Here is a 15,890-nt window from a genome sequence, read left to right as displayed (position 1 = left end):
GCTGTGGGCGATCGCTCTGGTGAAGCCACTACTCTCAATAACATCGGTCTAGTCTACGACGATTTAGGAGAAAAGCAAAAAGCACTCGATTTTTACAACCAAGCTTTGCCTCTTTGGCGGGCTGTGGGCGATCGCTCTGGTGAAGCTGTCACTTTGGGTAATATTGGTGTACTCTTCCAAAGTACAAATCGACCGACTGAAGCCATTACTAATTTAGAGCAATCTCTCCAAATAAGCTTAGAAATGCGTCGGGGTTTACAACGGGAAAATCGCCAAAAGTTTTTACAGGAAAACGATGTATATGCTACTGCTTTAGTCGATGTCCTTATTAATCAAAAGAAATATAATCAAGCCTTTGAATGGGTTAACCTATTCACTACAGCCGACCTTGCTGATTATACTCGCCTGATTAATGCCAAAGTTGCCAACCCAGAAGCACAGCAGAGCCTTGATGACTGGAGTAAAAAAAATCAACAATTGGAATCCCTGCGACAACAACTGCAAAGCGATCAATCCGAAAGCCTACCCCAACAAATTCGGCAATTAGAAGTACAAGTTTACTCACAAGCCGAAAATATTTCTCGCCGTTTCCCTGAAGTCGCAGAACTATTTGAAACTACACCAGCAGATATTAAAAACCTGACATCTTCCATTCCCACAGGAACGGTCGTAGTTCAACCTGTATTGTTGACTAATGTAAGAAATATGCCCAACAACATCGCCTTTTTTATCTTCACCAAAGGCGATTTTAACGTTATTAAAAAATCTATTGATCCCACTGAATTTAATAAACTTCTTACCCAATATTTGAAAGAAGTACAAGATGATAGTGATTCTACCTACGTTGAAACTGGCGGCAAACTTTATGATATTCTTATTCGTCCTATAGAAAACAAAATTAAGACTTTATCCCCCAAAGAACTGAGTATTATTGCTACTGATCAACTGCGCCATTTACCTTTTGAAACTCTTTACGACAGTAAAACCAAGCAATTTTTGATCCAGAAATATCCTGTCAACTATCTCACTCGCATTTCTAATAATTCCCTAAAATCTCCAGGTGTGCAAAATGCCCTACCCCCCAAACTACAAGCTGTTTTAGCATTTGGTAATCCTGTACCTCATGACCCGCAAAATCTCCCAGGTGCAGAGACTGAAGTTAGAAATATTAAAGAAATACTCCCAAACAGTGAAGTTTATATCCATAATGAAGCTACCCTGGAAAAGTTTAGATCCCAAGCATTGCACTTTTCATTTTTGCACTTAGCAACTCACGGCTGTTTCCAAACTGAAGACTGCAAAAAAGTGAATTTACTAAATAATAGATTACTATTTGCTGATAAATCCTTAGACATTGCCAATGCTGCTCTTTTAGGGCTACAAGGCACACAACTAATTACTCTCAGTGCTTGTCAAACTGCTGTAGACACTAATTTGAATGGTGCAGGAATTGCAGGAGTTGCTTATATATTTGAGCGGGCTGGCGCTAAAGCTGTGATGGCAAGTTTATGGGCGGTTGATGATGAAGCAACTCAGCAATTGATGGTTTATTTTTATCAAAATCTTAAGCAGGGTATGACCAAAGGTGAAGCTTTGCAACAGGCTAAGTTGAAGCTAATTGCAGACCATCGTCATCCTTTTTATTGGTCGCCATTTGTACTAATTGGCGATGCACGTTAAAGTAATTTGTAATATATGGAATATGTGGTAAAGGCACATATCTGTATGTCGTCACCACATAAACACTAATTTTTTAGCACGGACAACTAATTTAATTGACACCTAAGACTTGGTTTGCTGTGTCTGTGCGTCGATAATTACACTCCAGTCATCGTTTTCCACAGCAGCTTCAAGTTGACGCTGACGTTCGGTTATACTCGCATCTATTGTTTCTGACTCTTTAGAGAGGGTTGTGTCAGCCATTGCTTTCCGCAGTTTTAGCTTTTTCTCCTCGTAGGTTTGACGTTCCGCCTCTGACATTACCGCCTTCGCAGCTTCCCCTACCGTGCTAGCCCACATTTCGCGATCAGTTGCATTACCAGAGGGTGTGCTTTCGAGTTCTGCTATCCACGCATCTCGTAAATCTTCCATTTCTTGACGCTTGGGGAACTTGAATGCTTGCACGCGCACAAAAGCACACTTTTGCTCACCATTTTGGCTGACATGACCGTTTAGGGAAAGCAACACATTGCGAGAATAGCCAATGTACTGCACACGGCGTTCTGCGTCCAATACTGCGTAAACACCTGCAATTTTAGCGTTCTGAGCGGCTGCACTCCAAACCTCAAGGTCAATGATTTCAGTACCATTGTTTGCTAGTTCAGGGGTTATACTCACCTCAGTGGCGGTGTGTTCCTCATCAGAACTGTACAAAAAGTCATGTAGTCCACGGTGGTTTATGGGAACATTTTGATGTTCAATTGGCGGGTTGTGCTGAGTTTCCATCGCAGTTGATCTCCGAGTTATTAATTAGCGCTACGCAAATATATGCCTTTAGAATATTGAAGCTTAAATCTACTCACATCCCCAAATTATTGCTGACAAAGCGAAAACAACTATTAGACCTTATATGAATCAATTGACGCCTAAAAATTGGATATTCATCAAACAGTGGCTAACTCCTTATTTATTTTTACTACCCGCCTTACTTCTTTTGGGGTTAACAGTCTTTTGGCCTGCACTGCAAGCATTTTACCTCAGCTTTACTAGGTATGAAGATATTGCCCAACCGCCACAATGGATAGGTTTCGCCAACTTCCTCAAGCTTTGGAAGGATGCAGTTTTTTGGAAAACCTTGGAAAACACTTTTTTATATCTTGTGGGTGTAGTCCCAATTTTAGTAATTGCTCCCTTAGTGCTGGCAATTTTGGTAAATCAGAAACTGCGGGGGATGAATTGGTTTAGAGCAGCCTACTACACCCCAGTGGTAATTTCAATGGTGGTTGCGGGAATAGCTTGGAAATGGCTGTATGCAGAAAACGGATTACTGAATCAGTTACTGAAAGCTTTGGGCCTTTTCCCAGAAGGTATTCCTTGGCTAACTAGCCCAGCGAAAATTTTTGGCATTGTACCAATTTCTCTTGCCAGCGTCATGGCTGTCACTGTGTGGAAGGGATTAGGTTACTACATGGTGATTTATTTAGCGGGGTTGCAATCGATTCCTGGTGATGTGTACGAAGCCGCTGCGATCGATGGCTCTGATGGTATTAGCAAACATTGGGATATTACTATACCTTTGATGAAGCCGTATCTAGCACTAGTGGCGGTGATTTCGGCTATTTCTGCGACCAAAGTGTTTGAAGAAGTATATATTATGACCCAAGGGGGCCCACTCAGTAGCTCGAAAACAATTGTTTATTATCTATACGAGCAAGCTTTTAACAATTTGGAAATTAGCTACGCTTGCACAATTGGGCTAGTGTTATTTTTGATAATTTTGGGTTTATCAATTTTACGATTAGTTATTAATCAGCAGGGGGACGAGAGTATTACAATCTGATATTCACTTAATTTAAATATTGCAATCCTAAATCATTCGTGAAAAGTTAGATCCCCGACTTATTTAATAAGTCGGGGATATGGACTCCGCATAGTTTTAGATAAGAATTTAAAACCGTGTTTGATACTCTACTACTGCACGACTATCATCAGTTAAATTAGTGGAAGCACGCACACGAAATTCATTGTTTATCCGGTAATTAATACCCCATTGGAAGGGGTCACTTGTTGTTAAAATTTTGATACTGGAAACGGATATTTTGGAAGAAATATCAACCCCAGCTTCTCCTGCCAATTCCAACGTTGAACTGCTCCTTCCCGCTTCCGGATTATCAGAAATAATCGTAGGAAATATCCGCAGTTCACTTAAGCCAAAGGTACTCCCAATCTGGTTAAAAGCTGACTGAAAATTGTTGAACACAGCGGAGCCTGCGATGTTAATCAAACCCAAAGTACTGTCACCACGTCCTTGGGTGTCTACAAATCCACCTCCTAAAAGAGCAACAATTTCAGTTTGACTACGTGACGGACTGCTTGTTAGCTCTAAATTTTTATCTAGTTTGCTGGCGAGACCGTTGATAGTGGCTTCGACTCGAATACTCTCTAAGGCTGATAAACCTGTGGTATTTATCCGACTGAAATCATTACTTTGAATGACATCTAGTACCTTAGCAAATAGCCGAATATCTAACTCAGGATCGCGGGGTTGAGAGGGACTAAAAGTTGCGGTGTGTGTATAGCCACGAGCAAGGTTAAATTGGGTAGTAAATAAATTCACCCCACCTTGTTCTAACCGGATAGTGCCATCGGGTACAGGCTGATTGATTGAGCCGTTAACTATGAGATTACCAGTTGCACGGAAGCTGAGAATAGGGGGACGGGTAATTTGGACGTTTTTGCCTAGTTCCAAATCTAGATTATTAAATCTGGCAATCGCATTTCCCGTCCCATTTTCAATTTCAGATTTGCTCTGCTTATTGGCTTTGGTGGGTGATACACCGAGACTACTATTTGCAGATGAAGTGGCATCGGTAGATTCTGCCAGCAATATCTGACCATCAAATAAATTTACTTGACCGCCAATTACTGGGTTAAGGGCAGAACCAGTAATCTGTAAATTGCCGCTAGCACCTCCCAGGTAAAGTCCCTTTAGAGTTAACGCCAGCCGATCGAGATTAACAGTCAGGGGATTATTGATAGTGTTGTCATTGTTGAAAATGGGTATTTCTCCAGCAGCTTCTACCTTTCCATCGCTAAATCTACCCTGAAGATTTTCTACTAAGATGCTGTCAAAATTAAACAGCACTTTACCTGTGACATCTTCCAACTTACCTGGCAAAGCCTGGGCTGAAAAAATAGCATTATTAATAGTAGCAGTTCCATCTACTTCGGGTTTTTGTAATGTTCCGCGCACCTTGAGGTCTACTTCTCCTTCACCTTTCTCAAATACCACCTGCTTAGTCAATGCGTTTAACAGCGCCAATCCCTCATTTTCCAACTTCATATCTAAACTGATTTGCTCACTGTCTGGTGCCACCGAAGCAAAAGGCAATTTATAAGGTATGCTGCCAGTAATATCAACAGGTTTTGGCCCAGGAACTGCTACAGTACTACTAAAGTTTAAGCGTCCGTTGGCATAGCTGAAACTTGCTGTTGCTGACTCTATTTTGTTCTGATTTAGTTTTCCTTCTGTAACTTGCAATTCCCCTCTACTTTGAGGATTAGCAATGCTGCCTGCTAAAGCTGCTGTACCGTTAAGATTACCTGTGATTCCAACTGGCAGTTTGACAAAATTATTCAGTACTTGTACCGGAAAATTATTCACCCGCAGCTGACCAGATTGTTCATCACCACCAATGTTACCCGTGAAGGCAATCAGTCTGTTTTTAGATTCGAGCCGTAAAGGTCGCAAACTCAAAACACCGTTTTCAAAGTTGCCTTCGGCAATCACTTGGTCAGCAGTATAAAAACGATTCCGTTCTTCCTTTTTACCCCAGGCAAAGTTTTGTCCATTCAAATTAAAATCTACTGATAATCCATTGGCTGTAGCTGTATTTACAGCCACTTCCCCATTGAAAGTCCCCTTTAAGTCTGCCAAATCTGGTATTGGAGTGGAATTAAGTCGCTGTTGCTCCTGTTCTGCTACCAAAGCTTGAATTTCAGAAAACCGTTGGATTTGGGTTAATAAGGGTTGATTTTGCACTCCTTGGGGGTTGGTAGTCAGATCCGCTGCTGTGCCGTAGATTGGTGCTGAACCACTTTGCAAATTTTGTAAATCATATACCTGTGCTATGGCTAGAACATCTTGGATCTCTCCCTGGTTGACGTTCAGTTTACCTTGTAGTTGAAGACCTTTAGGGGTTTGAGCAAAAGTACCGACAAGAGCGTAGCTACTTTTACCTTTAACAAATTCACTACTGGCGAGTGTGGCTTTACCGTTACCGTAGCGGAATTGAGCAGCTATTCGATCGCCTTTAACTCGGCCAATTTGCGGATTGGCGATCGCTAAATTCCCTGTTGCTGCCAATGTCTGCTGATTAAACAGCAAATCCCCAGTTAACAACCCAGCTATCTTACCAGCACCCAGTCGAGTAATTGGTGGTGGAGTCAAATTCAATATTTGTAAAGGGAAATTTGCGACTTTGAGTGCCCAATCATTCCCTTGAACATTACCTGTGGCTGATGCTTGCTGCCATTTTACTAAGAAAGATTTAGGGCGATTATTAGCATCTAAATTGAAGGCCAGGCGATCGCTATTTCCTGCCAAGTTCAAATTTAAACCGCGTCCCAGTGCTGAATCGATGTTTCCAGTTAACAACGGCTCAAAAGCAATATCTTGAACAACCAAGTCTCGTAAATTAATTTGCCCTATCACATTTGGCAAGGGCAGCTTACCAGTTATTTGACCATTAAAATCTACTCTTCCCGCCACAGCAACCTGATTAGGAAGATTGATGGGTAACTGTTTTAAGTTGTAATTCTGGGCTTGGACGTTGAGATTTAGGGCAGTAATTTCCGGTATACCTGCTCCCTGAGCATTGGCTAATATGTTACCAGTAACATTTAAACCGGGAGCAGTTGCTCGTTCAATGGTAAGCCTTTCACCACTCCAAGCGATCGCAGCCCTCAGAGGTCGCTCAAGACCAGGGATACCTTGGGATAATTGCACCTGTCCAGCGGCACGCACATCAGCTAATTTGGATGATCCTAGCGTGCCAGCTAATTGCAACTGACCGCCAAACTGACCTCGCAATTGCTGATTTAACCGATTTAATTCCACACCTGAAGCATTAACTACAGCTTGATAGCGACCATTAGCCACTTGGATATTAGAGGCTGCGATCGTTCCACCTGCAACATCTAGCCGTCCCTGACCACTAGCTTGGATAGTTTGCGGTTGGAACGACTCAACAGAACCCGCGACGTTTAACTGACCATTTAACGCTCCCTGAAACTGCTTTGGAACTGTTGCCAACTGCTGCAACGGTACATTATTTGCTTGAACTTGTGTTTGATATACACCATTGGCCACTTGGATATTAGAGGCTGTAATAGTCCCACCTGCAACATTTACCCGCGCCTGACCACTGGCTTGAATAGTTTGCAGTTTAAAAGAATCAACAGAACCCGCGACGTTTAACTGACCATTTAACGCTCCTTGGAACTGCTTTGGTACTGTTGCCAACTGCTGCACAGGCACATTCTTAGCCTGAACTTGCGCCTGATATACACCATTAGCCACTTGAATATTTTTAGCTGTAACCGTTCCACCGCCAATAGCAAGGCTACCTTCACCACTGCCACGCAGGGTTTTCAGGCTGAAATTATCTCTGTTGCCTGCTATTTGGAACGTACCCGCCAATGGATTATTTAAAGCTGGGGGAGACTGTTTCAATATTTGTCCCAACCGCACACCATTAGCTACAAGTTGAGCAGAGAAGCCTTGGTCTTGCAGTTGGACATTAGAAACTGCAACTGTGCCGCCACCAATTTGAACTCCTGCACCATCAGTGCGAATCGTAGCAATTTCAAATGGTGCTGTGCTTCCTGAAAGGATGAGACGACCATTGAACTGTGCCCCCGCCAAAGAGACATTTTGCAGTTGACTTTTGTCTACAAAGGGTTCCAATTTTACCCCAGAGGCAACAGCCACAGCTTGCCAACGCTGATTGGCATAACTACCAGTTGCCCGTACCGTACCACCACTTACGTTAAGAGCCACATTGCGGAAGGAGACAGTGCGATTTGGAGCGATTGCAACTTCACCAGTTCCGGGGTAAGTTCCATTAGGAGCTTGAAACTGTACCACGGTTTGGACATTGGTAGAAGTGCCGATTAATTGGGCTGTAGCTGAGACATTGCCGATTTGGAAGGCGGGTGTTGTTTGATAAACTTTTGCGATCGCATCCCCTGGAACATTCTTGGCGGCGAAATTTAAATCTAGTCGCGGGGTTTTGCCAAGTTGAATTGTGCCAGCGCCTGTAATTTCACCACCAACTTTGGCTTTACCTTGAATATCTTTTAGGGTAATTAAAGAGGAACTAGTAACAAGCTCAAACTTACTACTGATGCTATCAAAATCAACTTTATCAATCCGGGCAGTTTGGATCGTGGCAACTGAACCTGAGAGAATTGGCTCTTTAGTTGATCCAGTAATCTGCAAAGAAGCTTGTACTTGTCCAGCGATCGGCACAGGTAGTTTTACCTTCAGAGTCTCTTGAGCATTAGCCAAACTCACCGCATTTACACGCCCCGCCAACTTAAAACCTGCTTGAGTGTCGATGATTCCCGTAGCCACTAGGGGAATTTTGCCATAGTTGGTATTAACATTGTTTAACTGCAACTCCGTTCCCTGGAAGCGGAGGTTTCCTTGGCTATTGCTCAACAGTTGCGGGACTTTGGGTATTTGAAGTGTTATCCCTTGCACAGCAGCGCTGCCAAACAATAAAGTCCGCTGTCCTGGTATCAACCGAACTAACAAGTCGCCATTGGCTCGACCCGCCTGTAAGCTCAGTGGTAACTTAATCAACCGAGTAATATCCTCAGCCAGGAAGTCTTGTGCTCGCAACTGGAAGTTGCCTGCTAGCACCTTGGAACGTGTCTCTCCCTGAATGGAAATACTGCCACCACTGTCTGCTTGACCTCCGACATCAAACCTGATCAACCGGTTGTTTGCTAAAAGTTGGGCAGAACCGTTGATTTGAGAAAATCCTACGGGTAAATGCTGAGTTTTGTTCGCGGATAGCTGTTGTTTAGCCCGTGCTGAGTTAGAAGTTGGGTATTCTCCTTTGCCCCCCTGGTTACTGAGCGTCTCGCCCTGAGCGGCGTTGAAGGGAGTCGAAGTATGCCCCTCTGCTCCCCTGTTCTGCGGCATCAACGCCAGCTTGGCATTACGAAACCGTAGTTTGTCCAAATCGGTTTTAATGGCGCCGCCTTCACCTGACGACACGATGTTAGTGGAAAGCCAGCGCCCTTTGTCATCCTGTTGAATGTAAATATCTGGATTGACTAAGGTGACATCTAGCTTTAAGTGGTGATTAAAGATTAGTTGTAACAGGTCAAAACCCACCTCTACAACTTCGACTGTGGCCCGATCTGGATCTGTGGGTGTCGCTGGGATAGCTGAAGCTCCAAACTCCACTTCCGTCAACGAAAATTGTGTGACTCTTCCCAGTTTTACTGGACGGTTGAGTGTAGTCGTGAGACTTTGTTGTGCCAACGGCGTTAACTCTGTTTGGACAAAAGTCCACAACCGCCAAATACCAACAATAATTCCTAACAGTAAAAGTCCGCCCAAGGCAATGCTACCGCGACTCAACACCAGCAACCATAGACGCTTGCGGATCGGGGACGGTAAATGAATATCTTGATTGGGAGATTTAGTCATTTGCTTTCACTGTATTAACTGCCGGATATCGCTGGCACACACAAGCATTAACTGGCACATTGATTCAGTATGCCATTTCCAGAATACGCCAACTAAACCCAAGACCTGATTGTTGAGTTACGGTATTTCCTTGATCCAATACTTATGCTTATAATATTGGCGTTTTCAGGAAAATCTGAATAGAGTGAAAATAAATTGTTCCTGTGACTTTCGCTAAGGCACAACCTAGAACTTTAATATTAATAGACCTTAAAAAAGACAGATGATTACACCAATGCGTCTTTTTGTGTTAATTTTTAATGCTCGAACGGAAAATGAGGGAATTCATACGATTCGGGAGGGCGATCGCAATAAAATTCTGATGTTCGAGTCAGAAGACGACGCCACGCGCTTTGCCCTGATGTTGGAAGCTCAGGATTTCCCCTCACCTACACCAGAGCCAATCGATGCTGAGGAAATCAAGGAATTTTGCGAAAGTGCTGGATATGAATGGGAAATCATCCCAGAAAACAGCAATTTAGTTGTCACTCCCCCAGAACTGAACGTCGAAGAAACCGACTGGCAAGCAAACGCCCAGAAGGAGGATACTGTTGAAGACACCTTCCCCCTCAATCAACAGCCACTAGAAGAACCAGAATTATCTGATTCTGAACTAGAGAAGATGCGTCGCAAATTGGAAGGATTGTTGTAATTAATCATTAGTCATTAGTCAGTTGCTAATGACTAATGACTAAGGAAAAAGGACAAATGACAGAGGACAAATGACAAACTTGCAGGAACGCGGGCATCTTTTAACCGAGCTGGTAAATCCTAACAGTCTGAACTTAGACCAGCTCAGTTCTCTAGAATTGGTGGAGCTGTTTAATAGCGAAGACCAAAAAGCAGTCGCGGCGGTGGCGGCAGTGAAAGTTCAGTTGGCAGAGGCTATTGATAGCACCGCAGAGCGTTTGCGCCACGGCGGACGCCTATTTTATATCGGTGCCGGCACAAGTGGCAGGTTAGGGGTGTTAGACGCTGCTGAGTGTCCACCTACTTTTTGTACGCCCCCAGAGTTGGTACAGGGGATTATTGCTGGTGGTGCAGGTGCGCTGGTACGCAGCTCGGAGGATTTAGAAGACAGCATCGAAGATGGTGAGGCGGCGATCGCTGGGCGACACATTACCCAGCTAGATGTAGTAGTTGGTATTACCGCTGGTGGTACAACGCCATTTGTCCACGGTGCGCTTCATGCTGCTCGTCAGCGGGGAGCCACTACTATTTTTATCGCCTGTGTTCCAGCTGAACAAGTTAGCTTTGATGCTGATATTGACATTCGCCTATTGACAGGGGCAGAAATAATAGCTGGCTCAACTCGCCTGAAAGCTGGTACAGCGACGAAATTAGCTTTAAATATCCTTTCCACTGGGGTGATGGTCAAGTTGGGTAAGGTATATGGTAATCGGATGGTAGATGTGGCGGTAACAAATCAAAAGTTACGCGATCGCGCTTTGCGAATTTTGCAAGACCTCACAGGCTTAAGTCGGGAAGCTGCTGGTTTTTTATTAGAACGTAGTGGCAAGTGGGTTAAGCTAGCGTTATTAATGCACTGGACTGGTTTGGAAAAAGACGAGGGCGATCGGCTTCTTTCAGAACACCAAAGTAATCTTAGGGCTGCTGTTGTGAGCTACAAAAACGACAAGCAACCTTGAAAAATTTTTCCTAAATAAATACTCTCTATATGGCTGCTACTTGTCTTAGTAGTACGCCTTTTTTTTAAGAATAATATTCCCTAGAACAGCTGACATTAGCTGGTATACTTAAGAATAGTAAATTTAAATAAATATTTTTAAGATTTAATTGTCAATCTCAATAACTAAAGCAGAAATCTCTAGAGACTGCTAATTTTTTAAACAAAAATTCAGAACTTATACGGATAGGATTTCCTAATAAAATTCTTAGAATAATATATTAATACTGAATTTATCATGAGGTGTACTATAGCAACCTACTGGAGTGATTAAATGTTAGCATAAAAGTAAAGTTTGCCAATAATAAACTCTGTGCTAGATGACTTATTTACTAGCAGGAATTTTGCTATCTTCCCATCTTGCTTGCTTTTAATAATCTTGATTTAGACTGCTATATACCAAATACCGAATGTCTTTGCACTTATTAACATATTTGCTGACCACTATACAGCTAGTGTGGGTTTTTCAAGGGTTGGCTTTTTAATAAAAGGAACAAACTATGTCCCACCGGGAAATTATTTCAAATAATTTAGTAAATCAATTTAAAACTTGTACTCAGCTACAATATAATGGCAAATTAAATATTAAGAGTTCAAAGGGCAGCCAATGGACTTTTTACTATCGGCTGGGACGGATAGTTTGGGCAACAGGGGGAACTCATCCCTTCCGACGCTGGCGTAGACATATGGCTCAATATTGTCCCCAGATTGATGTTGATAAGTTGCAGTTGTGTTTGCAAGACTTATCAATCGATTACTGGGATTATCGCCTTCTAGAAATCTTCTATAAAAAACAGAAAATCCAGCGGGAACAGATTAACTCTATTGTCGATAACACGATAGCAGAACTATTATTTGACCTAGCTATGCAAGGAAATTTTGCCTCTATAAGTTGCAATCGTAGCCAAGAAGTTATCTTAGAAACCCCAATGAGCTTCACGAGTGCAGAAATGTCTGTAAAGCATATGCAAAACTCGTGGAAAATTTGGTCAGAAGCTGGTTTAGCAAATTTTTCTCCTGACTTGGCACCAGTTCTACGGCGACCAGAACAACTCGAGCAGATGGTAAGTCCATCTGTCTACAAAAACTTTGTCAATTTAATCAACGGCAAATTTACTCTGCGAGATTTAGCCGTGAAAATGAAGCAGAGTGTACTGCCACTCACCCGTTCCTTGCTTCCCTATATCCTTAAAGGAATCATTGAATTGGTAGAAGTACCTGACTTGCCCTTAGGAGTTACTGAAGTCAATAATAACTCTACCAACACACAACCAAAGAAGCGGGCTGCTCCACTAGTGGCTTGCGTCGATGATAGCCCTCAGGTATGTAAAATGCTAGAGGATATTATCACTTCCAATGGATTGAGATTTGTCAAGATTCAAGATGCTGTACAAGCTCTACCAATCCTCATTCAGGATAAACCAGACCTGATTTTCTTGGATTTGATTATGCCAGTCGCCAATGGTTATGAAATTTGCACTCAGCTACGAAGAATATCTGCCTTTGCCAATACACCAGTAATTATCTTAACAGGCAGCGATGGTTTTTTAGATAGAGTTCGTGCCAAGGTCGTTGGTTCTACAGATTTTCTCACTAAACCTGTAGTGGCTGATAAGGTGATGGCTATAGTACGTAAATATTTACCTACACCGAGTGTATCCATCGATAAGAATAAATCTAATTTAGAGATTTATAATTAGGGAATTAAAGGCTATTTATAAACAAAATATTAAGTGTAGGGTGTGTGGTAGTGTTACGTTGATACTGGAAGTAAAAAAAATAAACGAAAATGCTGCCATGCAGCATGCTTTTTTGGTACATTACACTCCGCTTTAACACACCCTACAAGTTTAATATATTACTTTACAAATGCTCTCTTATTAATTTTATTTAATGATTAGTGATCAGAGAATTTGATTAACTTGAAAACTTCATTTATCTATATTAGTTTATCAAGAATAACAATAACAAAATTATTATAATTTCTAGAGTTTTCCACCTCAGCAAAAATTAAATTTTTAAGGTTATAAAAATATTTAAAATTCATATATTTATATTAAATTATATTTTTTACGTACTTCTTCTGAGGTTAATACATAAAGATTGAATCAAAATTAGACAAATACAATTTTTTGTATTTATACCAGTCCTATTTGAGTTGTGAAATAGTGGTTAGGGCAAAAGGGTTAGGGCTAGTACACTGTGGTGGAAGTTTACCTACCTTGAACAAGGGGCTTAAGCAAGTTATCTGGCTAATTGAGATGGTGCCTGCATTTCCACCGTGCTGCTGTACTAGTCTCTTACATGTCTTTGTCGAGGAATCATTTAGGATTTGTATGTCTAATTTGTTTACATTCTGATAAAAGTTTAACGAGTAATTGCCATGAATACTGTTTTAGTTGTTGAAGATGGCTTAACCGATATGGAAATAATCAGCTGTTACTTGCAACAGGCAGGTTATTCTGTGATTAGCGCCACAAGCAGTGAAGAGGCTCAAGACAAAATAGATAAAAATAAGCCAGACTTAATATTTCTCGATGTAATTTTACCGGGGAAAAGTGGCTTTGAAATTTGCCGGGAATTGAAAAATAACCCCAACACTAGCAAAATACCTGTGGTTTTTTGCTCTACCAAAAATACTGATGTAGATAAAATTTGGGGTAATATGTTGGGCGCTGATGGTTATTTATCAAAACCGATTAATCGAGAGGAATTAGTGATAATTTTAAAGCGGTTGATTAATAATTAATAATCCAATCAATAGTCAATAAAAGTCACTCCTTCTAAATTAAATAATAACTGCAAATAGTGGCTAAAGATAAATCATCAAGGACAAAGGATCAAGAATTTGGAAACCCAGGAAAAATTTTTAAGTTTCAATTTGGGAGTAAGGGATACAGCCGTAATTTCGTTACAACACATCACAGAAGTTTTGCAAGTATCATTATCAGAAATATGTGGGGTTCCTCAAATGCCCAGTAGCGTCTTAGGTATTTATAACTGGCGCGGTGAGATGCTTTGGTTGGTAGATTTAGAGGCAATGTTAGGTTATCCTCCAATTTCGCAAGGAACAAATTTACTTTCAAGAATGATGGGGATTGTTCTGGAAAGCAAGGGTAAGTATTTGGGACTATTGGTGCGACAGCTTATAGATATTGAATGGCTGGATACTAAGCAAATGAAACCCGCTACTACTGAATTATTTTATCCTAAAATCTCACCTTTCTTACAAGGATACTTTATTAATGATTCCGAGGAGATGATTTTTAATTTGGATGCGATAACGATTATCCAAGCTCCCATGTGGGAGATTCATAATTGAACGTTTGAGAATGGGTGATTAGGCATAGTATTTTGACAATTCCTAATCCTTAATGACCAAATACCAGATCATTCTTACCTGCCAAATATCAAATTATTACCGATCACCAGTTTTGAGGTTAATCAAATGACATTTTTGTATAATAATAGCCAGGCAAATGAGCATCTAATCTCTGAGGTAGAAAATATTAATGGTGACGCTAATATAGCGAATATTGCTAGTAATGAAATATCTTTATTAAATGCGATCGCTCAGGAATTTAAAATTTGGCGGCGACAGTTGCAAGACATTGCAACTCATATGCGCCAAGCGCCAAACCTTGATACACTACTCAAAATCACTGTAGCGCAGATTAGAGAAAAAATTGGCTGCGATCGCGCCTTGATTTATCAGTTTACTTCCCTGGAATCAGGTAAAATTTTAGCAGAATCCAGAACACTAGGTTGGACACCGACTTTAGGCGAAAATATTCCAGGAATTATTTTTGGATTATATACCAATCAAGACTATATAGAACCTGTAGTTATTGACGATATCAATCAGATTCAACTTACTCCTTATCAAAAACAGCTGCTAGAAAAATTTCAAATTAAAGCTAGTTTAAGTTTACCGATTGTAGTAGAAGGTAAAGTATGGGGGTTATTGGCAGTAAATAATTGCTACTCAACGCGGCAGTGGCAAGAGGTAGAAATCAGCCTATTATCTCAAATTACAACAGAACTTACATACAGATTGCAGAGCTTTGAATTTAAAAAAGAACTACAAAATCAAACACAGGCAAAAAAATCAGTAGCTAAAGTTATTGAAAAAATTCTCCACGTATCAAGTCTTGATAAGATTTTCCAAACAACCACTCAAGAAGTACGTCAATTACTAAAATGCGATCGCGTCGGCGTTTATCGCTTCAAACCTGACTGGAGTGGCGAGTTTGTGGCTGAGTCAGTGGGTAATGGCTGGATAAAAATGGTAGGCCCTGATTTTTACATGGTCTGGGAAGATACCCACTTACAAGACACTCAAGGAGGACGTTATGCCAAGGGTGAAAGCTTTGTGGTCAATGACATTTATCAAATGGGCCATGCTCAATGTCATATTGACATTTTAGAACAGTATGAAATGAAGGCTTACATGATTGCGCCGATATTTTCTGGAGAGAAATTATGGGGTTTGCTGGCAGCTTATCAAAATTCCGGACCGCGTGATTGGCAACCTTGGGAAGAAACCTTTTTAACTCAGATTGGCTTGCAATTTGGTGTGGCTATCTCACAAGGGGAATATCTGGAACAAGTGCAGACAAAATCTGACCAACTAGCTCAAATAGTTGAACAAGAGAAAGCTTTCACTAAGATAGTCAACCGCATCAGACAATCTTTAGATGTAGATAGCGTCTTCAAAACAACCACCCAAGAAGTGCGTCAATCACTGCAATGCGATCGCGTCGTAGTCTATCGATTTAA

At 41.4% G+C, this 15,890-nt stretch carries 10 protein-coding genes; 8 read left to right on the top strand and 2 right to left on the bottom strand.

Annotated features, from left to right (window positions below; translation table 11 throughout):
- A partial coding sequence (locus Q0541_RS20235) for a CHAT domain-containing protein (RefSeq protein ID WP_298914225.1) occupies positions 1-1,680 on the top strand: 1,680 nt, incomplete at its 5' end.
- Positions 1,681-1,782: 102 nt separating this feature from the next.
- On the opposite strand, the gene Q0541_RS20230 is transcribed toward Q0541_RS20235, so the two are convergent.
- Positions 1,783-2,445 carry a GIY-YIG nuclease family protein gene (locus tag Q0541_RS20230; protein WP_298914222.1) on the bottom strand — a complete coding sequence of 221 codons (663 nt, stop codon included), beginning with the start codon at positions 2,443-2,445 and terminating at the stop codon, positions 1,783-1,785.
- Positions 2,446-2,569: 124 nt separating this feature from the next.
- On the opposite strand from Q0541_RS20230, the gene Q0541_RS20225 reads away from it, so the two are divergent.
- Positions 2,570-3,499, top strand: a complete 930-nt coding sequence (locus Q0541_RS20225; RefSeq protein WP_298914219.1) for a carbohydrate ABC transporter permease — start codon at positions 2,570-2,572, stop codon at positions 3,497-3,499.
- A gap of 108 nt (positions 3,500-3,607) precedes the next feature.
- On the opposite strand, the gene Q0541_RS20220 is transcribed toward Q0541_RS20225, so the two are convergent.
- Complete coding sequence (locus tag Q0541_RS20220) at positions 3,608-9,385, bottom strand: translocation/assembly module TamB domain-containing protein (RefSeq protein WP_298914216.1); 5,778 nt, start codon at positions 9,383-9,385, stop codon at positions 3,608-3,610.
- 262 nt (positions 9,386-9,647) lie between these two features.
- Between Q0541_RS20220 and Q0541_RS20215 the strand changes: the two genes are divergently transcribed.
- The 6 genes from Q0541_RS20215 to Q0541_RS20190 all read left to right on the top strand — a co-directional run.
- On the top strand, positions 9,648-10,076 hold the full coding sequence (locus tag Q0541_RS20215; RefSeq protein WP_298914212.1) for a DUF3110 domain-containing protein: 429 nt from the start codon (positions 9,648-9,650) through the stop codon (positions 10,074-10,076).
- 70 nt (positions 10,077-10,146) lie between these two features.
- Positions 10,147-11,073 (top strand): N-acetylmuramic acid 6-phosphate etherase, encoded by a 927-nt coding sequence (gene murQ, locus Q0541_RS20210; RefSeq protein WP_298914209.1) that lies wholly within the window; start codon positions 10,147-10,149, stop codon positions 11,071-11,073.
- Between the two features lie 538 nt (positions 11,074-11,611).
- Positions 11,612-12,811, top strand: coding sequence for a response regulator (locus Q0541_RS20205; protein ID WP_298914206.1), 1,200 nt, complete (start codon positions 11,612-11,614; stop codon positions 12,809-12,811).
- Between the two features lie 683 nt (positions 12,812-13,494).
- Positions 13,495-13,860: a response regulator gene (locus tag Q0541_RS20200; protein WP_298914203.1), complete on the top strand. Its 366-nt coding sequence runs from the start codon at positions 13,495-13,497 to the stop codon at positions 13,858-13,860.
- A gap of 99 nt (positions 13,861-13,959) precedes the next feature.
- Entirely contained in the window at positions 13,960-14,433 is a 474-nt protein-coding gene (locus Q0541_RS20195; protein ID WP_298914200.1) for a chemotaxis protein CheW, read from the top strand.
- A 126-nt stretch (positions 14,434-14,559) separates the two neighbouring features.
- The coding region (locus tag Q0541_RS20190; RefSeq protein ID WP_298914197.1) for a GAF domain-containing protein at positions 14,560-15,890 on the top strand (1,331 nt) is incomplete at its 3' end.

Source organism: uncultured Nostoc sp., assembly GCF_937863485.1.
In the GTDB taxonomy this organism is placed as follows: Bacteria; Cyanobacteriota; Cyanobacteriia; order Cyanobacteriales; family Nostocaceae; genus Nostoc.
This window is presented reverse-complemented; position numbering and strand designations above follow the sequence as displayed.

Excerpts from the sequence above, each read along its gene's own strand:
- Q0541_RS20220 (WP_298914216.1), bottom strand. The coding sequence starts at position 9,385 with ATGACTAAATCTCCCAATCAAGATATTCATTTACCGTCCCCGATCCGC.
- Q0541_RS20230 (WP_298914222.1), bottom strand. The coding sequence starts at position 2,445 with ATGGAAACTCAGCACAACCCGCCAATTGAACATCAAAATGTTCCCATA.
- Q0541_RS20200 (WP_298914203.1), top strand. The coding sequence starts at position 13,495 with ATGAATACTGTTTTAGTTGTTGAAGATGGCTTAACCGATATGGAAATA.
- murQ (WP_298914209.1), top strand. The coding sequence starts at position 10,147 with ATGACAAACTTGCAGGAACGCGGGCATCTTTTAACCGAGCTGGTAAAT.
- Q0541_RS20205 (WP_298914206.1), top strand. The coding sequence starts at position 11,612 with ATGTCCCACCGGGAAATTATTTCAAATAATTTAGTAAATCAATTTAAA.
- Q0541_RS20215 (WP_298914212.1), top strand. The coding sequence starts at position 9,648 with ATGATTACACCAATGCGTCTTTTTGTGTTAATTTTTAATGCTCGAACG.
- Q0541_RS20225 (WP_298914219.1), top strand. The coding sequence starts at position 2,570 with ATGAATCAATTGACGCCTAAAAATTGGATATTCATCAAACAGTGGCTA.